Below are 18,015 nucleotides of genomic sequence, written 5' to 3'. Positions count from 1 at the left end.
TCTGGTCTTGGACAAGGGAGTTCGTGCCCTGATCTCCTGACGCCATGACCCAGGACACACATGTCACGGACAGGTCGGACGTACCTTCCAACCGCGGGCTCGACCGTCGTACGGTGCTGCGCGGTGCCGCGCTCGGCGCGGCCTCCCCGCTGATCCCGGCCACGACCGCCACCGCCTCGGCCGGGGACAGCGGCCGGGGCCGTGGCCCAGCCGCCGGTTCGGCGTCGTTCCGCTGGCTCGGCACCGCCGGCTGGCGTATCGACGTGGGCGACCGGACCGTACTCTTCGATCCGTATCTCACCCGCTTCCCCACGGGCCTGTTCGACGGCTCTTTCGATCCGCGGACCCCCCTGCGGACCCGGCCGGAGATCGTGGACGCGCACATCGGCCGCCCCGAACTCGTCCTGGTCAGCCACTCCCACTGGGACCACCTCGCCGACGTGCCTCACATCGCCAGGACCACCGGCGCCCGCGTGGTCGGCACCGAGACCACGTACCACCTGCTGGTCTCCCTGGGGGTGGACGCGGGACAGATCTCCGTGGTGAAGGGCGGCGAGGTGCTGGACTTCGGGGGGATCACCGTCGAGGTCGTGCCGAGCTTGCACAGCCGCAACAAGAAGTTCTCCTACTTCGCCCCGGGCACGCTGAACGCCCCGCCCACGACGGTCCCGAGCACCATCGCGGACCTGCCCGAGGGCGACACCCTCGCCTTCCAGGTAACCGCCGGGGCCGGCGGCCCGTCGGCGTTCCTCATGGGTGCCAGTGACTTCTCCGAGCGGGCAGTGCGTGGCCTGCACCCCGACCTCGCGATGATCGCCGTACCCTCCAGCACGGTCACCCCCCGCTACGTGCCCCGACTGCTGCGTGCGCTGGACACCCCCGGTGTCGTCGTACCCGTCCACTGGGACAACTTCGAAGTTCCTCTGAGCAGTTCACCCGTGCGGGACCCGGCGATGGATCTGGACGCGTTCCTCGCCCAGGTCGAGAAGGTGTCCCCGGCAGCGCGAGTCGTCCTCCCGGACTACCGGACCGTGTACGACGGCGACATGCGCCCCGCGGGGGAATAGCAGGCCGGTACGCCATGCATGCGTACAGGTGCAACGACACCGCTCAGCCGGTCTGCGAGTCGAGATGCTCCAAGCACTGTGGAGGCCACGCCGACACCGTGCTCCTCGACTTCGCGGCGCCGTGCCCACAGCGTGCCCGTAAGAGCGGGCAACCACGGTGAACAGCGGTGCGTTCCGGCACGCCGGCGGCCCCGTATCAGCCGCGTACGACCAGGTCAGAGGCCACATGGCCTGACAAGCGCCGTCGCTTCCCGAGCTGAGAGCGCGAGTTCGATTCTCGTCACCCGCTCCATGAAGAAGGCCCAGGTCAAAGACCCGGGCCTTCTTGCTGTGCTCTGTGATCACTCGCCGCGTGCCGGATGCGTGTCAGAAGGCTTCTCGGCCCTCTTCTTGGCGGCCTCGGCTCGAGCCTTCCGGACGGTTACGTCGAGGACGGCGGCGACCCCCTCCTGTCGCTCCTCGTCGGAGTGCTGACAGATCAGCGCAGTCTTCTCGGAGGACTGCCCGGCGCGCACCGTCGTCTCCTTGAGGGTGGCCCCGGACCGTGTGGACAGCGTGTGCCCCGTGTGGCGGAGATCGTGGAACCGGAAGCCCTCGGGCATGCCGACGCTCTCACGCGCCCGTCGCCACTTCCGCCCGAAGGTGCTGCGCCGGAACGGCGCTCCCTATCTCGCCAACGAAGATCAGCCCATCCGGTCCCGGCTCGGCGTAGCTCTCCAGGTGCCACCGGAGCTCCCGGCGGAGGAACGCGGGAAGAATCACAGTCCGAGTTCCGGCTTCGGACTTGGTGTCGCCCCGGACGCGCCGACCATCCATGCGCTCCGGCTCGGCGAGGCGGACCCGGATGCGCAGGTCGTCGACGTCGACGTCCCGGCGCCGGAGGCCGACCGACTCTTCTGGTCGCATCGGCCCGTAAGCGCCGAGGTACACCATCAGCCGCCACCGCATTCCTACGGCATTGGCAAGAGCGTCGACCTGGGCGACGGTGGTGATACGCCGCTCGACAGCCTTCTCCTTACCGGCGCCCTTGATCCGGAACGGGTTGCGCCGGATCAGCTCGTCATCGACGGCGGTTTCCGCGGTGGCTTTCAGGAGCCGGTACGCCTCGGCTGTGATCGTCTTGGCGCCCGTGATCCGCAGCCGCTCGGGGGACGGGGACCGTGCTGTCCGAGATGCCGGGAGCCGGCCGTCCACCCAGGCTGGAACTCCTGGTCCCGGAGCGAGGAGGCGGGCGTGGAGCAACGATCGGTCATGGACCTCGACGACCTCACGGCGTTCCTGGTCCGGCTGACCGGCCTGCTGCTGCGCTCGTCCGGCGAAGGTGCCCATCTCGTCGAGCGAGCCGTGGCCGACAGTGCCCGTGCCTTCGGCGGTGCCGCGTCCCTGCTGCTGGTGCCGGAGGCGGCGGTGCTCACGGTCACCGCGGCGGACGGCGGTACCCGCGCCGTCATCGTGCACGGCTTCCCGGAGGTCTTCCGCCTCGACCAGGTGGCCGCGCTCAAGCCGTTCCTCGCCGACGTGCGGGCAGGCCGGACCGGGGTCGCGGAGGCCGACCGCAGGCTGAGGGAGATCGAGACGGCGGTGCCGTACCCGTGGTGGCTGAAGTTCCTCGGCATCGTGCTGTTCGCGCTGGGTTTCGCGCCGTTGATGCAGCCCACCTGGTACGAGATAGCCACCACGGCCGTGCTGGGCGCGCTCGCCGCGACTCTCGCGGTCACCGCCGACCGCGTGCCCCGGCTGCACCGGTTCCTTCCGCTGGCGGTGTCGACGACGGTCTCCGTCGTCACGATCGAGCTGTTCGCCGACAACCCTGCGCACGGCGGTCCCGTCCTGCTGATGCTCCCGGCGCTGTTCTACTTCGTCCCCGGCGACTACCTGAGCGCGGCGACCGCCGAGCTGGTCGCCGGTCTGATCACCACCGGTGCGATACGGCTCGTCTACTCCGTCTTCCTGCTGGTCCAGCTGTACGTCGGTGTCCTGCTCGGCGTCCTCTTCGCCGGCGCCTCCCCCCACGCCCTCTTCGACGTCGCCGCCCACTCCGACCTGCCCCGGTGGACGCTGTTCCTGGCCTGGATCGTCTTCACGGCGGGCACTCTGTTCGCCTTCGCGATCCCCCTGCGCTTCTTCTGGCCGCTGCTCCTGCTCGTCTACGTCACCGTCGGTGTGCAGTCGGCGTTCACGAAGCTCGCCGGGGAGACGGGCGGCACCTTCGTCGCCGCGGTCGTCCTCGCCGCCACGGCCACGCTGATCGCGCGCGGGCCGCACCGCCCACCCCGGCTGATCCTGATCCTGCCCGGCTTCTTCGCGCTCACCGTCGGCTCGCTCGGCATGCGCGGCCTGACCACTCTGGCCGGCGGCTATGTCGAGGGCTTCCAGGACCTGCTGAAGCTGGTCACCATCGTCACCGCCCTCGCCCTCGGCCTGGTGGTCGGCGAAGCACTCACGCAGGGGCACGGCGACACGTAGACGAAGCGGCACCACGACCCACGCACCGGCGGCCTTCGCCGAGCAGGACGACGCGGCCCGCATGAGCCGGGCCCCGCCCACGGCGCGGACCGCCGACCGCTCCGTGGCGAGAACCACGCTGGAACAGATCCAAGGCCTGTCGGGCTGCTTCTCCCTGGCAGCGTCAAGCCGCCCGCGCCGCCGCACCGGCAGGCCGTCTCTGGACCGTGCGAGGGCGCTCAACGATGACAGATGACGACAGTCGACGACGGCACTTCCCCTGCTCAGAGACAGCGCTTCGGGCACCGGCGCAGGTGCCGATCAGTGAAGCAGGGTTGAGGAAGGTCTGGTCGATCGCTCGTCCCACTGCGAAACGGATCTCGGCGGTGCGCGGTGCCGCTCCGCGGAGATCGGTACAGGTGGGCTGTTCCGCATGCGGCACTCCGAAGGGGTAGGCGCCGTGGTCACCCGCGTGGACGATGTCCACGACGCCGTCGTCCTCAGGCTGACCGTGTTCCCGGAGCTGCGCGAGAAGTCGATGCCGTAGTCGCTCGTGGACGGGCTGCTTCCTGTCCGCTGCTGCAGCCGCTTGCAGGTGGTGCTCGGCTGTTCATCGCCCCGCCGGGCTCTGGACGGCCACCGTGTCCTTCGAGCCCGGCGCGTGCTCGAAGCCGTGGCAGGCGGCCAGGGTGGCCACTCCCAGGGGCAGGAGGGCCACCACGGTCGGCTTGCGGAGCACGATCAGGAGCGGCTCCGGCCCCGGGGCACGATCCGCAGCACAGCGGTCCCCAGGGCCACCAGGGCGAAGGCCGTCAGGCCCAGCCACACACCGGTCGTCAGTCCGATGCCGGTGGAGGCCAACGCCCCACCGCCCACAGTCGTTGCAGGGTTGTTGTACAAGGGTCCCTCCGAAATGATCTCTGACGGTTTCTGAAGCGACCTGCTACCAGGCGCGCTCACGGCGGAACACGGAGTCCAGGTACGCCTTGGCGTGGCAGGCCTGGAGCAGGAAGTCGAAGAGCAGCTCGTACATGGACGCGGCGAGCAGCATCCGCTTCCAGCCGCGCTCCCGTACGGTCACAACCCGCTCGATCACGAAGACGAGCGAGACCCAGAGCCAGAACTCGTGCACGCTGAACGAGTCCGAGGCCAGGGAGTAGGCGATGGTCACCATGTACACGGCAGTCACGAGGAGGCCGGTCATGCTCAGGAGCTGACGGCCCCAGTAGCGCCACGTGATGCGCGTCAGGCCGTACTGGACGCAGTTCTCCACCGCTCCCCGCTTCCAGCGCAGTCGCTGGTCCCACAGGGCCTTCCAGGTCAGCATGACCTCGGTGGTGAGCGTGCAGCCCTCCGGCGAGAGCACCCGGTGGCCCAGGTGCAGCACCGCGAAGGTCAGCTCGTTGTCCTCGGTGAGCACCGAGGTGTCGTAGATGCCCCCGAGCCCGTCCCCGGCCGGGAGACGGCCCTCCAGGCGGGCCTGGGAGATCTGCCGCAGCACCTGCACCCGGAACATGGCCGCCGTGCCGGTGAGCACCAGGCACTTGCCGCCCAGGCGCTTCACGTCCCGCGAGTAGCGGGCGTACTCGTTGCGCTGGAGGTGGCCCACGAAGCCCCCGCCGGGTCCTCCCCGGAAGGTGCCGCCCACTCCCCCGTAACCCTTCGCGAGGTGCTCCACCCCACAAGCCACGAAGCCGGGATCCAGGGCGCTGTCCGCGTCCGTCACGAGGACCACGTCGTCGTCGTGCAGATCGGGCAGCAGGCCGGCCAGGGCCTGGTTCAGCCCTCCGGCCTTCTTGTGCCGGTTGCCCCGGGTCTCGAAGACCTCGGCCCCCAGGGAGTCCGCGATGGCCACGGTGGCGTCGGTGCAGTTGTCCGCGACCACGATGACCCGCTGCGGGGGCACGGTCTGCCCGTACAGCCCCTGGATGGAGTCCGCGATGGCGCCGGCCTCGTTGTGGGCCGGGATCAGGGTGATCACGTTGCGGATCACGGGCTTCGGCTCGGCCGTGCGGTACGTCCGCACCGCACGCTCACACGGCTCCAGCGGATGTTTCCTCGGGGCAGGCATCGTCCGGGCTCCTTTCACGAGACCCATCTGACCCCCTGTCACGCAACTCCGCATCTCGGGGTAATCCACCGCGGCTCAGGGCGCTGTGTGTGGAGTGCGCCGTCCAACTCGACCGTCGGCAACGTCCATGGCCCCGCGCTTGGACGGTAGTGACGGCAACAGCGGCGGACGACAGCGACGGTCGGCAGTCGGCGACCGCGGCAGCACCCATCAGTCAGGTCCCTCCGCAGATCAGTGCCCGCGTCTTCCGAGCACCGGGTCAACGACCGTGAGGCCGCAACCGGCCGAGGGCCCACGTGCCGTCCGGGTGCCAGATCGTGCGGGGAACCGCAGGGAACGGCGGGGACCAGGTCAGCGGGCCGGGCAAGCCCCGCCGCCGCTCCGTCGCAGGGCAGCCCGGCAACTGCACGGTGATGACCCGAGCTTCCCAGGCTGGGGTCGCTGTCTCCCCACGCCCCGGCGAAGGCTTTGGAGGCGTCTCAGGATGCTGCGGCCTCAAGGTCTTCAGGTCGTCGCACAGGCCAGGCCCGGAGGCGGCGGCTCAGCCAGACATACGCGGCCAGGGCCAACGAGCCGCGGGCCATGAAGTCGGCCCATGAAGAAAGGAGCTGGGCGACGCCGTCGACCTCCAGGACCCCCCGCACCAGAACGATCGTGAGGACACCCGCCACCGCCAGGACGCACACGTAACAGACGCCGGCAGTGCGGTCCCGGCCGAGCCAAGTGCCCAGCAGTCCCGAGGGGATCTGCACCACCACGTGAAAGCTCAAACAGCTGAACACGACCGCGAGGAAGATCACGAACGGCGGCACGTCCGCCGAAAGGTCATGGGCCGGGGCCGCCCCGTAAGCGTCCAGGGCCCAGGCCGGTGGCACAAGGAAGGTGAGCGACAGCAGCACTCCGCTCAGGTGCATGGCGGCGAGGTGCGCTGCCGCTCTGCGGAGCGCAGTCCTCGTGCGCCTGCTTGCGAACGCCGTCTCGTGATCGTCTGCCCTCACAGTCCCCCCTCGACGTCTCGCGCACCACGTCTCATCGCGACACCGCAGCACAGTACGCCCTACCGCTCCTGCCACCCCACACCGTCTCAGTTCTCGTATCGGCCCACCCCGTTCACGGCTGTTCAGAGGGGGTCATGCGGCGGGCTCGCCCCGGCGTCCGGCCGCCTGTGAACGCTGGTGAACGCCCCCGCCCACAGCCCACCGCCCCACCAACACGGTTGGAAAGAGCGCGCCCCCGCAAGGCCACGTTCACCGCGTCGGCGAGGTCGAGGTCCAGGGAGCCGTAGCGACCGCTCCCGCACCGACCGCCGCCTGGTGTCAGGCATCGGCCACCCGGTCGATCGTCCGTGCATCCCTGCGGGCCGCCAGTTCCAGCAGTTCGTCGACCGACCACTGGTCGTAGACGTGCTCGCCGTACTTGGCGGCGAGGACGCGGCCGTCAGGTGCGATGAGGAAGTCGGCGGGAAGGCCGAGTCGGCCGCCGTGCGGGCTGTTGGAGGGCAGGTGCTCCCGCCCGCGGACGACGTTCCGAACGCCGCTGAGGACCGCCCGGACGACCGGTCCCCAGGCTCGCGGGCTGAGCAGGGCACGGGGCGATCGTTCCACGCCGAACTCCGCGTACAGCCGCCTGGCCGGGTCGGCGACGACGGCGAACGGGAGATCGGTGGTGTGGGGCGCCAGTTCCTCGGCGGGTGAGTGGAAGACCACGACCTCGCGCACGCCGGCGGCCTCTATCTCCCGGTGCCGCCGTACCACCGACCGCAGGTGCAGGTTGCAGACCGGGCATCCGGCGAAGCGCCGGAACTGGAGGTGGATCAGACGGTCGGGGTCGGGGACGGCGACCTGGTCGCCGGAGACGGCGGTGAGACTGCGTTCGTCCACGGTGGAGCCGGGCTCGATCGGACTGCGGGACATGCGCATGAACATTCCCTCCGTAGGCGTATGCCGTACGCCTACCAGCGTAGGCGTATGCCGTACGCTGTCAACCGCCATGCCACGCCCTCGCTCCCTCACCCCCGATCAGCTCGCCTCGGCCGCTCTCGCCGTCATCGACCGCGCCGGGCTCGCCGGGTTGTCGATGCGCGCCGTCGCCCAGGAACTGGGCATGAGCACCATGGGGCTCTACCGATACGTGCGCGACCGCGAGGAGCTCGAAAGGCTCGTCGTCGAACTCGTACTGAGCGCCGTGGACACCGAGCCGCCGGCTCCCGGCGCGTCATGGCGCGAACAGGTCGAGGTCTTGGTGCGGCGCCTGCGCGACACCGTGGGCGCCCATCCGGAAGTCGTCCCCCTCACCATCGCTCACCGGCACCACTCCCTCGGGGTGCTGCGCTGGGCGGAGACCGTGCTCGCAGTCCTCACCGAGGCAGGTGTCGAGGGCGAGCGGCGGGTCATCGCCCTGCGCGGCCTGCTCAGTTATGCCATCGGAGCGATCCAGCTGGAACACCTCGGGGCCCTGTCCGGTCCGGGGACGACAGCCATCACCGAGCTGTCGCCCGCCGAGTTCCCGCACATGACCGAGACCGCCCGAGACGCCCGGAACATCGGTGCCGACCAGGAGTTCCTGGGAGGACTCGCCGTACTGCTCGACGGTCTCGGCGTGTGAGGCGGTCGATCCCGCACCCTCTCCGGACCGATACCCGTCGACGACCGCGCCCGGCGGGTGCGGACGCCCTCACCCGGCGCGGACAGCACGCGGAGGCAGGCAAGCAAGCCGGTTCCGAGCACCGGCTGTCGTCAGGAAGCACGAGAGTCGATCCCCTGACGGGGGCACACTTCACCAGAAGGGCCGTGCGCTCGCGAAGGCTCCCCGAGCCGGCCCTCCGAACCAGCCGGACCGAGCACGGAGCACGTTCGTCCAGGCGCTCCGCCCGCCGCGCTTCGAGGCCGTGCCCACAGCGTGCCCGTGGGAGCGGACGACCACGGTCAACGGCGGTGCGATCAGTCCCTTGCAACGGCGTCGGCCGGCCGAGTCCCGGCACACCCTGACCGAACTCACCCTGGCCGATCTGTCGTCGGCTGACCGCCTGGGGACGGGATACCGCAGGCTGGACCCGCAGAGCCGGCGCGCCCTGCGGTTCCATTCGGCCCTCGGCCCGCACCCGCTGCTGCCGCACGCCGCCGCGGGGGCACTCGGAACCGTTCCCGACCGGGCGGAGGAACTGCTCGCGGCACTCGCCGAGGCCCGCTGGTGCGAGGTGGTCCGGCAGCGCGGCGGGTACGGGTACCGACTGCATCCGCTGGTGCGCTCTTCGCCCGCGCCCGCCTCGCCGAAGAGGAGGGAACGGTCCCGCGTCCCCTCCCGGTGCACCTCCCGCCGGCACCGGCCGTCCCGGACGGGGCGGTCCGCCGCACCGGCTGGGGTCCGCGCGCGCTGCCGCCCGCCCGCCGTCGATCGCGCACCGGCGGTTGCCCCGCGGCGTTTGTGCACCGACGGTTGTGCACCGACACAACACCCGTACGACACGACAGACACGAGGTGGAGCCGGCCATGCCCGCACCTTTCGGATTCAGCTACGAGACGCGTGCCGACGGCACCGTCGTCATCACCCACCGGGGCCGCAGGGCCACCACACTGCGCGGCCGGCGCGCCGTCCGCTTCACCGAGGAGGTGGAGGCCGGCGACGCGCAGGAGGTGATGGCGCGCTGGACCGGCTCGTACAAGTTCGGCAACGAGCGCACGGCCCGCAACCATCCCAGAAACCAGGGACGCCGAAGCCAGGGCGGCACGACGGAGGACGACTTCCGCCAATGATCGACATCCCGCGCGACATCGCCGTCTTCAGCGCGGGCCGCATCGGCCTGGTGACCGGCGCGTGCTTCGCCCGGCTCGGCCATCAGGCGGTGGTGCCGATTCGGAATCAAGTCAAAGGTGGAGCCAGGTCATCCTCTGAGGAATTCGGTGATCTGCGGAGCGATCTTCTTCGGTGCCGTGACGACCGCGCCGTGGTGGAGACCGGGTAAGGTGCGGTGGTCGGCCTGCGGCAGGATCTCGGTGACGGCGCGGGCGGCGCGCTGGAAGGCGGCCGGGCTCTTGCCTCCGGTCAGCACCCGGGTGGGCACGCTCACCCCCTTCCACTCCTCGACGTCGAGCGGCTTGCCCTGCTGGGTGTCGCCCATGACCGCGATGTCGTAGGGCAGGGTGCGGGCCAACCTGGTGAGGTTCGCCCACACCTTCGGCATCAGTTTCATGAAGAACACGGCGATACCGGGCATGCCCTGCACCCTTGTCATGAAGTACTTGACCGCGTCGCTGTCGCGGCCCTGCGCAAGCAGCGCGGTGACCTGCTGCGCGAGGTCCCTGGGCGGGCCGTCATCGCCGTCGGCGACCACGAACGGCGGCTCGTACAGGGCCAAGCGGTCGATGTTCGCCCCGGCAGCGGCCGCGCGCAGGGCGAGGACCGCCCCGGAGGACGAGCCGAACAGCGACGCCGAGCCGCCGACGTGCTCGATCAAGGCGGCGATGTCCTCGATCTCGTGCTCGACGGCGTAAGCGTCGGCGTCACCGCTGGCGCCCCGGCCGCGCCGGTCGTAGTTGATCACTGTGAAGTGCTCGGCGAGGAGGGCGGCAAGCTTGGTGGTGTCAGAGCGATCGGCCAGGGCCGAGGCCACCAGGACGACAGCCGGCCCGCTGCCCGACTGCTCGAACGCGATCTCGGTGCCGTCCGCGGAGACGACACGTGCGTCGGCCTTGGCTGCCTGCCCTTGGGTTGCTGACATGCCCTTCTCTCCCGTTCACATAGGGGCCGTACTCACATAGGGGCCGTACTCACATAGGGGCCGTACTCACATAGGGGCCGTACTGCTGTGGCGTGAGCTGCTGCCGCTGAGACCCCCGTGGGGCGGAAAACTCATCGGAGCACCAGGGACCAGGTCGCGCAGCAACGGAACACCTGCGAGACGGACGCTGTGCAGGACGGTGTCTCCGACGCCCGGTTGAGTTCGGCATCCGTCAGCCCGACGGAGCGCTGGTCCAGAGCAGAGGAACGATGACGACACCTGAGGTCAAAACTCTGCACCACTCCCCCGCTTGCGTGGGAGCGGTCGTCTCCGCACGGCGGCGCTCCGCGGAGGGAGCGCCGTCTCCCGTCGTCGGTGGGGCCGGCGGCTTCTGTGTCGTCAGCGAGAACGGGGGCACTGCCTGGACGGAGGACGGCGCTCCGACGGTGAGGGCGGTGGCCGGGCCGGCCGCCGCCGCTACGAGGCGAGTGGGGCCGGCCCCGGCGCAAGCCCCGCACACTCCGGGCGGAACACGGGTGCGCCCCTCTCGTCTCACTCCCGTCCGACGGGCCGAGCGGCCGTCCTGGGCCGCTCGGCGGATGACGGAACCCTCACGTCCGCCGGGGAGCGGTCAGCGGTGCTCGGGGTTGTCCGCGTCCGGGCGGCAGCCGGCGTCCCACTCGGTGCGCTGGTTGCCGTGGGCGGGGATGCCTCCGGCGCGCTTCAGCAGGGCGGCGAGGTGCATCAGGTTCCAGGTCATGAAGGCGGTGTTGCGGTTGGTGAAGTCGTTCTCCGGGCCGCCCGAGCCCGGGTCGAGGTACGACGGCCCGGGGCCGGCCGCACCGATCCAGCCGGCGTCCGCCTGGGGCGGGATCGTGTAGCCGAGGTGCTGGAGGCTGTAGAGGACGTTCATGGCGCAGTGCTTCACACCGTCCTCGTTGCCGGTGATCAGACAGCCGCCGACGCGGCCGTAGTAGGCGTACTGCCCCTGGGAGTTGAGCAGCGAGGAGCAGGCGTAGAGACGCTCGACGACCTGCTTGGTGACGGAGCTGTTGTCGCCCAGCCAGATCGGGCCGGCGAGCACGAGGATGTCGGCGGCCATCACCTTCTCGTACAGCCCGGGCCAGGCGTCGGTGGCGAAGCCGTGCTCGGTCATGTCCGGGTGGACGCCGGGTGCGATGTCGTGGTCCACGGCGCGGATCAGGTCCGTGGTCGCGCCGGCGGCGTCCATGACGGCCCGGCTCCTGTCGATCAGGCCCTGGGTGTGGCTGAGCTGCGGGGACGGTTTGAGGGTGCAGTTGACGTAGAGGGCGGTCAGGTCGTCGTAGCGGTACGGGGTGCCGGTGGAGGGTGCGGCTGTCACGGGTGGCAGCCTCTCGCACGTTTCCCGGTCCGCCCTGGTTCGACGCACCCACGTACGGCTTACGGAGTCGTGGCATACGGGCGCGGTCCCGTGGTGCGGCGCCGGTGCGGACCTAACGTGACCGCATGCGCGTACTGGTCACCGGCGGGGCCGGGTTCATCGGGTCCCGTGTCGTCACCGCGCTCCGGGAGCGCGGACACGAGCCGCTCGTGTTCGACGTGCGGGAGGATCCCGGCGCCGACGTACGGGACCCGGCTGCCGTCGGCCGCGCCCTGTCCGGTGTGGACGCCGTGTGCCACCAGGCCGCGATGGTCGGGCTCGGCGACGGGGTCGCCGACGCGGCGGAGTACGTCTCGCGCAACGACCTGGGCACCGCCGTGCTGCTCGCCGCCATGGCGGAGGCCGGCGTCGGGCGCCTCGTGCTGGCCGGGTCGATGGTCGTCTACGGGGAGGGGCGGTACGAGTGCCCGCGGCACGGAGTCGTACGGCCCGGGCCGCGCACCGTCGCCGACCTCGACGCGGGTCGGTTCGATCCCGCCTGCCCGGTGTGCGGGGACGGCCTCTCCCCCGGCCCGGTCGGCGAGGACGCCCCGGCCGACCCCCGGAACGTGTACGCGGCGACCAAGCTCGCCCAGGAGCACCTGGCCGCCGCCTGGGCCCGCTGCACCGGCGGGTCGGCGGTGTCGCTGCGCTACCACAACGTGTACGGCCCCGGAATGCCCCGCGACACCCCGTACGCCGGTGTCGCCTCCTTCTTCCGCTCGGCGCTCGCCCGGGGTGAGGCACCGCGCGTGTTCGAGGACGGGCGGCAACTGAGGGACTTCGTGCACGTCCGGGACGTGGCGGCGGCCAACGCGGTGGCGCTGGAGGCGGAGGCCGCCCGGGGCGTGCTCACGGCGTACAACACCGGCAGCGGTGAACCGCACACCGTCGGTGGGATGGCGCGGGCGCTGGCCGCCGCCCACGGCGGGCCCGAGCCGGTCGTCACCGGCGAGTACCGGCTCGGGGACGTGCGGCACATCACCGCGGACTCCTCGCGGCTGCGGGCCGGGCTGGGGTGGAGGCCGGAGGTCGGTTTCGAGGAAGGCATGGCGGAGTTCGCGCGGGCCGGAACGCGGGGGGCGTAGGACCGCGGTGGACCGGCGGTGCCGCCCGCGCTCAGGAAGCGGCGGCGGGCAGCGCCACCTCGAAGCGGCGACCGCCGGGAACATCGCGTGCGGCGGCCCGACCCTGGTGCGCCTGCACGATCCCCGCCTCGGTACGCCTGCACGATCCCCCGAACGCCACCCCGGCTCTGAAGGTCCGCGTTTCACAAGGAGCGGAAGTCCGGTATGACCGGTCCGCGCTCGTAGGGTGAGACCGTGACAACGGCCCCTTCGGACGTCGACGTGGTGCTGCCCTGCCTGAACGAGGCCGAGGCCCTTCCCTGGGTGCTCGAACGGATCCCGCCGGGCTGGCGCGCGCTCGTCGTCGACAACGGTTCCACCGACGGCTCGGCCGAGGTCGCCCGCGCGTACGGCGCGACCGTCGTGCACGAGCCGGTCCGGGGCTTCGGCGCCGCCTGCCACGCAGGGCTGACCGCCGCCACCGCCGACGTGGTGTGCTTCTGCGACGGCGACGCCTCCCTCGACCCGTCGCTCCTCGTCCCCTTCGTCCGCGAGGTCCGGGACGGCGAGGCCGACCTGGTGCTCGGCCGCCGGCGTCCGCGGGGCCGGGGCGCGTGGCCCGCGCACGCCCGCGCCGGCAACCTCGCACTCGCGCGGATGCTGCGCCGCCGCACCGGGCTGCGCCTGCACGACCTCGGTCCCCTGCGCGCCGTCCGCCGCGAGCCCCTGCTCGCCCTCGGCCTCACCGACCGGCGCAGCGGCTATCCGCTCCAGATGGTCGTCCGCGCGGCCGACGCCGGCTGGCGGATCGCCGAGCACGACGTGCCGTACCTGCCGCGCACCGGAGCCTCGAAGGTGACGGGCACCTGGCGCGGCACCTGGCAGGCCGTACGGGACATGAGCCGCGTGCTGAACGAACCCCCCGCGCACGGAGGAGGAGCCGTCCGTTGACCACGATCCTCGTCATCGCCAAGGAGCCGCGGCCGGGCCGGGTCAAGACCCGGCTCACCCCGCCGTTCACGCCCGGCCAGGCGGCGGAGCTGGCCGAGGCGGCCCTCGCGGACACCCTGCACGCCGTGGCGGCCACACCCGCCTCCCGGCGCGTGCTCGTCCTCGACGGCGCCCCCGGCCCCTGGCTGCCGCCCGGCTTCGACGTCGTACCGCAGTGCGCGGGCGGGCTGGACGAGCGGCTGGCGGACGCCTTCGCGCGCTGCGACGGTCCTGCCCTGCTCATCGGCATGGACACCCCGCAAGTGACGCCGGAGCTGCTCACCGTGGACTTCGCCGACTGCGACGCCCACTTCGGCCCGGCCGAGGACGGCGGTTTCTGGGCGCTCGGCCTGGCGCGCCCCGATCCCGCCCTGCTGCGGGGCGTGCCCATGTCGACCCCGGTGACGGGAACGGCCCAACGGGACCGGCTCCTCACCGCCGGTCTGCGGGTGCGCGACCTGCCGCCCCTGCGCGACGTCGACACCGCCGCCGACGCCCACGCCGTCGCCGCCCTGGCCCCGCACGGCCGCTTCGCGGCACGGCTGGCCCGGTGCACGGCGGTCGCGGAGCCGGATGCGCGGCCGGTCACGGGGGCCGACCCACCGGACGACTGACCGGACTCCCCACCGAACGACCGGACTCCCCACCGGCCCCGGCCCGTCGCGGGGCCGACTCCGCCCCGGCCGCACCCCGATGAGCACCCCGCCCACCACCGCCCCCGCCCTGCGCCTGCCGGCCCCTACGCCGCCGCCCTGCGCAGCCGCAGCAGCCGCAGCGCCAGCAGCAGCGCCGCGCCGCCGAAGAGGACGGCGGTGATCAGCAGCCAGCGGGCGAGGAACACGTCCGTCGACAACCCGGTGCCGATTCGGTAGCGCTGCTCCACCCTCCCGCTGATCAACGGGAACCACACGAGGAGGAGCAGCCCGGAGAGGGCCGCCGGCACGCGCACGTACGGCACCCACTCCCGGCGCCGGACCGCACCGAGCCCCCGTACGACCGCCCGGTCCGCGACCGTGTACAGGGGCAGCAGCACGAGGTCGTGCAGCAGCGCCGCCCCCACGAACCACAGCGCCACGCCGAACCAGTCGTCCGCGAGCAGCCGCACCCCCGCGTAGGCGGTGAGCGCGAACGAGCAGGCGAGCAAAAGGAGTTGCAGGGGGCTGCCGACCGGAACGCGCAAGAGCCCCGGAAACCGGGGAATCCGAGGAAGCCGAGGAAGCCGCGGACGCATCACAGGTCTCCGAACGTCATCCGGGCCACCCATTTGGTGTTGAGCACACCGGGCGCGGCGGGCACGATGATCCGCGCCGGGTGGCCGTGGTCGGGGGACAGCTCCTCGCCGTTGACGTACAGGGCGAGCAGGGAACGCGGGTCGGCGACCTGGTTGGTGCGCAGGGCGGCTTCCCGGAAGGCGCCGCTGCGCTGGAGGGACTCGACGAACACGTCCGGCGGGTCGTCGTACCCGACGAGCGCCGCGAGGTCGCGCAGCCGCACCCCGCGCCACCACTGGTCCGACGTCGACCAGCCCTCCACGCAGGCGATGGGCAACGCCGCGCTGTACTGGGAGAGCCGGAGCAGCTCGTCCCGGCTCAGGCGGACGGTGCCCGTACGTCCCGTGACGACGAGCCGCCACACGTCCCGGCCCGTCTCCGCCGGGTCGATCCCGGCGTACGCGGCGGTCTTGTTGATCTGGAAGCCGTTCGGGCCGCTGCCGGGATCGCCGCCGCCGTGCGGTGCGAGGAGGGCGGTGCGCCGCAGCGGACCGTCGAAGTTCTGCCCCACCGTGGTGGCGAACAGCAGCAGCGAGCCGCCCCCGACGAACCACAGGGCGCCCCGCCGGGAGAAGGTCGGCCCGTCGGGGCGCGGGGACACCAGGTCGTCCTTCTCCTCCCGCAGGTGCCGCAGATTGCGCAGCGCCGTGGGCATCTTCAGCAGCACGTGGACGACGAACGCGGCGAAGAACACCCACGCCCCGTAGAAGTGCAGCCGGTAGAAGGAGCCGGGGAAGACGTAGTCGAGCTGGATGTTGAGCACACCGGTCACGAACTGGAACAGTGCGCCGCCCACCAGGAGCAGCAGCGAGATCCGCTCCAGGGCGTGCGCGAGCGAGCGGGCCGGCGGCAGCGTGAACAGCCTCGGCACCACGGACCACAGCTTGGCGAGCAGGACGGGGATCAGGGTGATGCCGAGGGTGACGTGGACGCCCTGGTTGAGCCGGTACAGCCAGTGCGGGTCCGTCGGCCAGGCGAAGAGGTAGAAGCCGAGGATCCCCTTGTCCGGTGTCTTGTCGTTCACCGGCGACAGATCGGGGTTGTAAGCGGCGTACGAGACCAGGCCCGTCACGAACAGCACGGTGATGCCGGCGAGCAGGACGAGGCCCAGCACCGAGGTGAACCAGGGACCGCGCAGGGGGCTGCGCCAGAAACCGGGCGAGGAGGGAAGCCGTGGGGTGTCGGGGTCGCGCATGCCCCGACGGTAGGTCGCAACCACCCCGCGAAAGGGTGAGCGACCCCTGACGAAACACTGACATGGGGCCCGGACGGCGGTCCGGGACCGGCCGGGCAGCCTAGCGTTCCGGTGTGATCCGCCCCCTGTCCTCCGCCGAGCCCGGCACCGAGCACTCCGGCGTGCCCCGTGGCCCGAGCCGTGACCTGTGCGCGGCCGGGGCCGCCGTGCTGCTCGTGACGACGGCCGTGCTGGTCGGCCGCCACATCCAGGGGACCAGCCGTACGCTGTTCGCCGACTGGCCGCCACTGCTGGCGTCCTGGAACCCCCACCTCGGCCCCGGAACTCCGGCGGCCGTCCTGGTGGCGATCGCCACCGTGGCGTACGGCCCCGTCCTCGCGGCCCGCCTCCCCTGGCGGGCCCTGCTGCCCCTGACGTGGGGCACGGCCACGGCGTGGACCTGCTCCCTCGCCCTGGTCGACGGCTGGCAGCGGGGCATCGCCGGCCGGCTCACCACCCCTCACGAGTACCTCCCGGTCATCGACCGCTTCCACGACATCCCGGCGGCACTGCGGGGCTTCACCGGGCACATCCTGCTCAGCTCCCCCGACCACTGGCCCGCCCACACCGCCGGCCACCCGCCCGCGGCCACGCTCACCTTCGTCCTGCTCGACCGGATCGGGCTGCGGGGCGGGGGCTGGGCCGGGATGTGGTGCGTCACCGTCGGGGCGACGGCCTGCGTGGCCGTGCTGGTCGCGGTCCGCGCCCTGACCGGCGAGGGACTCGCGCGAGGGGCGGCGCCCTTCGTCGTCCTGGCCCCGGCCGCCGTGTGGATGGGCACCTCGGCCGACGCGTACTTCGCGGCGGTGGCCGCGTGGGCGGTGGCGCTGCTCGCCCTGGCGGTCACCGGGCGGTCCCCGTGGTGGGCGGGGGCGTCCGGGCTGCTGTTCGGCCTGGCCTGCTACCTGTCGTACGGCCTCACGCTCGTCGCGCTGATCGCGGCGGCGGTCATGGTGCTCGGCCGACACGGGGTCCGGGGGCGCCCCGCCCTGCTGGTGCCCCTGCTCGCCGGGCTGGCGGTGGTCCCGACGGCGTTCACGCTCGCCGGGTTCGACTGGTGGGAGGCGTACCGCCTGCTGGTCACGCGCTACCACCAGGGCGTGGGCGGCATCCGCCCCTACGGCTACTGGGTGTGGGCCAACCTCGCCTGCACGGTGCTCGTCACGGGCCTGGCGACGGCGGCGGGCCTGCGGCGGACCGGTGCGGTGCTCGTCACGGGCCTGGCGACGGCGGCGGGCCTGCGGCGGACCGGTGCGGTGCTCCTCCGGCGCCGTCGCGGTGGCACCGGCCAGGCGGCCGAGGCCCGTCTCGCACTCCTCGTGTCCGCCGCACTCCTCGCCCTGCTGGTCGCCGACCTGTCCGGCATGAGCAAGGCGGAGACGGAACGCATCTGGCTGCCCTTCACCCTGTGGCTGCTCCCGGCGTGCGCATTCCTCACCCTCCCCCAAGCTTCCGGCTCCTCCCCCAAGTTCTCGACTTTGCTCGAACAGGGGGGACCCCCACGAGCAGGAGGGACCCCCGTCCGCGCTTGGCTCACCGCCCAGGCGCTGCTCGCCCTGCTCCTCAACCACCTGCTGTTCACCCGGTGGTGACCGCTCCCGAGGATGCGGAAGCCTGAAGCCATGGCAATCGCCGTGACGGCCGGGGGCGGCTGTCGACGTGCCGCCGGTACAGCTCCCCACCAGCAAGAGGGGAATGCCGAGCGGCACAGTTCGAGGCCGTGCCTCCATCCATGCCCGTAAGGGCGGAC

General features: G+C 71.9%; 16 protein-coding genes and 1 pseudogene. 8 read left to right on the top strand and 9 right to left on the bottom strand.

Annotated features, from left to right (window positions below):
- Positions 1–44: 44 nt before the first annotated feature.
- Positions 45–1,067 (top strand): MBL fold metallo-hydrolase, encoded by a 1,023-nt coding sequence (locus AB0I73_RS16250; RefSeq protein WP_363037792.1) that lies wholly within the window; start codon positions 45–47, stop codon positions 1,065–1,067.
- Positions 1,068–1,408: 341 nt separating this feature from the next.
- Here the strand turns inward: AB0I73_RS16250 and AB0I73_RS16245 are convergent.
- Positions 1,409–2,237: pseudogene (locus AB0I73_RS16245) on the bottom strand (tyrosine-type recombinase/integrase); the annotation flags it as partial.
- 63 nt (positions 2,238–2,300) lie between these two features.
- Between AB0I73_RS16245 and AB0I73_RS16240 the strand changes: the two are divergent.
- Positions 2,301–3,533: a threonine/serine exporter family protein gene (locus tag AB0I73_RS16240; protein WP_363037790.1), complete on the top strand. Its 1,233-nt coding sequence runs from the start codon at positions 2,301–2,303 to the stop codon at positions 3,531–3,533.
- Between the two features lie 589 nt (positions 3,534–4,122).
- On the opposite strand, the gene AB0I73_RS16235 is transcribed toward AB0I73_RS16240, so the two are convergent.
- The 4 genes from AB0I73_RS16235 to AB0I73_RS16220 form a co-directional block, all read right to left on the bottom strand.
- On the bottom strand, positions 4,123–4,251 hold the full coding sequence (locus AB0I73_RS16235) for a hypothetical protein (RefSeq protein WP_363037789.1): 129 nt from the start codon (positions 4,249–4,251) through the stop codon (positions 4,123–4,125).
- Positions 4,252–4,455: 204 nt separating this feature from the next.
- Positions 4,456–5,583: a glycosyltransferase family 2 protein gene (locus AB0I73_RS16230; RefSeq protein WP_363037787.1), complete on the bottom strand. Its 1,128-nt coding sequence runs from the start codon at positions 5,581–5,583 to the stop codon at positions 4,456–4,458.
- Between the two features lie 479 nt (positions 5,584–6,062).
- On the bottom strand, positions 6,063–6,497 hold the full coding sequence (locus AB0I73_RS16225; protein WP_363037785.1) for a hypothetical protein: 435 nt from the start codon (positions 6,495–6,497) through the stop codon (positions 6,063–6,065).
- Between the two features lie 402 nt (positions 6,498–6,899).
- A complete protein-coding gene (locus tag AB0I73_RS16220; protein WP_363037783.1) occupies positions 6,900–7,502 on the bottom strand; it encodes a peroxiredoxin-like family protein in 603 nt (200 codons plus the stop codon).
- 70 nt (positions 7,503–7,572) lie between these two features.
- On the opposite strand from AB0I73_RS16220, the gene AB0I73_RS16215 reads away from it, so the two are divergent.
- Together AB0I73_RS16215 and AB0I73_RS16210 are read left to right on the top strand one after the other, a co-directional pair.
- Positions 7,573–8,187, top strand: a complete 615-nt coding sequence (locus AB0I73_RS16215) for a TetR/AcrR family transcriptional regulator (RefSeq protein WP_363037781.1) — start codon at positions 7,573–7,575, stop codon at positions 8,185–8,187.
- An 885-nt stretch (positions 8,188–9,072) separates the two neighbouring features.
- The gene (locus AB0I73_RS16210; RefSeq protein WP_363037779.1) at positions 9,073–9,336 is read left to right on the top strand and encodes a hypothetical protein; all 264 of its coding nucleotides are present in this window, start codon (positions 9,073–9,075) and stop codon (positions 9,334–9,336) included.
- A gap of 128 nt (positions 9,337–9,464) precedes the next feature.
- Here AB0I73_RS16210 and AB0I73_RS16205 read toward each other — a convergent pair whose 3' ends face one another.
- Both AB0I73_RS16205 and AB0I73_RS16200 read right to left on the bottom strand, forming a co-directional pair.
- Positions 9,465–10,301, bottom strand: a complete 837-nt coding sequence (locus AB0I73_RS16205; RefSeq protein ID WP_363037777.1) for an alpha/beta hydrolase — start codon at positions 10,299–10,301, stop codon at positions 9,465–9,467.
- 631 nt (positions 10,302–10,932) lie between these two features.
- Entirely contained in the window at positions 10,933–11,664 is a 732-nt protein-coding gene (locus AB0I73_RS16200) for a flavodoxin family protein (protein ID WP_363037775.1), read from the bottom strand.
- Positions 11,665–11,789: 125 nt separating this feature from the next.
- Between AB0I73_RS16200 and AB0I73_RS16195 the strand changes: the two genes are divergently transcribed.
- The 3 genes from AB0I73_RS16195 to AB0I73_RS16185 all read left to right on the top strand — a co-directional run bounded on the left by AB0I73_RS16195 (position 11,790) and on the right by AB0I73_RS16185 (position 14,374).
- Entirely contained in the window at positions 11,790–12,791 is a 1,002-nt protein-coding gene (locus tag AB0I73_RS16195; protein WP_363037773.1) for an NAD-dependent epimerase/dehydratase family protein, read from the top strand.
- Between the two features lie 234 nt (positions 12,792–13,025).
- Positions 13,026–13,721 carry a glycosyltransferase family 2 protein gene (locus tag AB0I73_RS16190; RefSeq protein ID WP_363037771.1) on the top strand — a complete coding sequence of 232 codons (696 nt, stop codon included), beginning with the start codon at positions 13,026–13,028 and terminating at the stop codon, positions 13,719–13,721.
- The gene (locus AB0I73_RS16185) at positions 13,718–14,374 is read left to right on the top strand and encodes a DUF2064 domain-containing protein (RefSeq protein WP_363037769.1); all 657 of its coding nucleotides are present in this window, start codon (positions 13,718–13,720) and stop codon (positions 14,372–14,374) included. Before AB0I73_RS16190 ends, AB0I73_RS16185 begins: the two co-directional genes overlap by 4 nt.
- Before the next feature lie 125 nt (positions 14,375–14,499).
- On the opposite strand, the gene AB0I73_RS16180 is transcribed toward AB0I73_RS16185, so the two are convergent.
- A complete protein-coding gene (locus tag AB0I73_RS16180) occupies positions 14,500–15,024 on the bottom strand; it encodes a hypothetical protein (RefSeq protein ID WP_363037767.1) in 525 nt (174 codons plus the stop codon).
- Positions 14,991–16,226, bottom strand: coding sequence for a molybdopterin-dependent oxidoreductase (locus AB0I73_RS16175; RefSeq protein WP_363037765.1), 1,236 nt, complete (start codon positions 16,224–16,226; stop codon positions 14,991–14,993). Before AB0I73_RS16175 ends, AB0I73_RS16180 begins: the two co-directional genes overlap by 34 nt.
- A 161-nt stretch (positions 16,227–16,387) precedes the next feature.
- Here AB0I73_RS16175 and AB0I73_RS16170 point away from each other — a divergent pair, with 161 nt between their 5' ends.
- Positions 16,388–17,857: a hypothetical protein gene (locus AB0I73_RS16170; protein WP_363037886.1), complete on the top strand. Its 1,470-nt coding sequence runs from the start codon at positions 16,388–16,390 to the stop codon at positions 17,855–17,857.
- The last annotated feature ends 158 nt before the right edge of the window (positions 17,858–18,015 follow it).

The sequence above is a fragment of the Streptomyces sp. NPDC050388 genome (assembly GCF_040655635.1).
GTDB lineage: Bacteria > Actinomycetota > Actinomycetes > Streptomycetales > Streptomycetaceae > Streptomyces.
The sequence above is the reverse complement of the archived record's forward strand: the minus strand, read 5'-3'. Positions and strand labels throughout refer to the sequence as shown.

Bases quoted from the DNA above. Each gene is read 5' to 3' on its own strand.
- AB0I73_RS16195 (WP_363037773.1), top strand. From the start codon at position 11,790: ATGCGCGTACTGGTCACCGGCGGGGCCGGGTTCATCGGGTCCCGTGTC.
- AB0I73_RS16225 (WP_363037785.1), bottom strand. From the start codon at position 6,497: ATGCACCTGAGCGGAGTGCTGCTGTCGCTCACCTTCCTTGTGCCACCG.
- AB0I73_RS16205 (WP_363037777.1), bottom strand. From the start codon at position 10,301: ATGTCAGCAACCCAAGGGCAGGCAGCCAAGGCCGACGCACGTGTCGTC.
- AB0I73_RS16250 (WP_363037792.1), top strand. From the start codon at position 45: ATGACCCAGGACACACATGTCACGGACAGGTCGGACGTACCTTCCAAC.
- AB0I73_RS16215 (WP_363037781.1), top strand. From the start codon at position 7,573: ATGCCACGCCCTCGCTCCCTCACCCCCGATCAGCTCGCCTCGGCCGCT.
- AB0I73_RS16230 (WP_363037787.1), bottom strand. From the start codon at position 5,583: ATGCCTGCCCCGAGGAAACATCCGCTGGAGCCGTGTGAGCGTGCGGTG.
- AB0I73_RS16180 (WP_363037767.1), bottom strand. From the start codon at position 15,024: ATGGGTGGCCCGGATGACGTTCGGAGACCTGTGATGCGTCCGCGGCTT.
- AB0I73_RS16220 (WP_363037783.1), bottom strand. From the start codon at position 7,502: ATGCGCATGTCCCGCAGTCCGATCGAGCCCGGCTCCACCGTGGACGAA.
- AB0I73_RS16210 (WP_363037779.1), top strand. From the start codon at position 9,073: ATGCCCGCACCTTTCGGATTCAGCTACGAGACGCGTGCCGACGGCACC.
- AB0I73_RS16175 (WP_363037765.1), bottom strand. From the start codon at position 16,226: ATGCGCGACCCCGACACCCCACGGCTTCCCTCCTCGCCCGGTTTCTGG.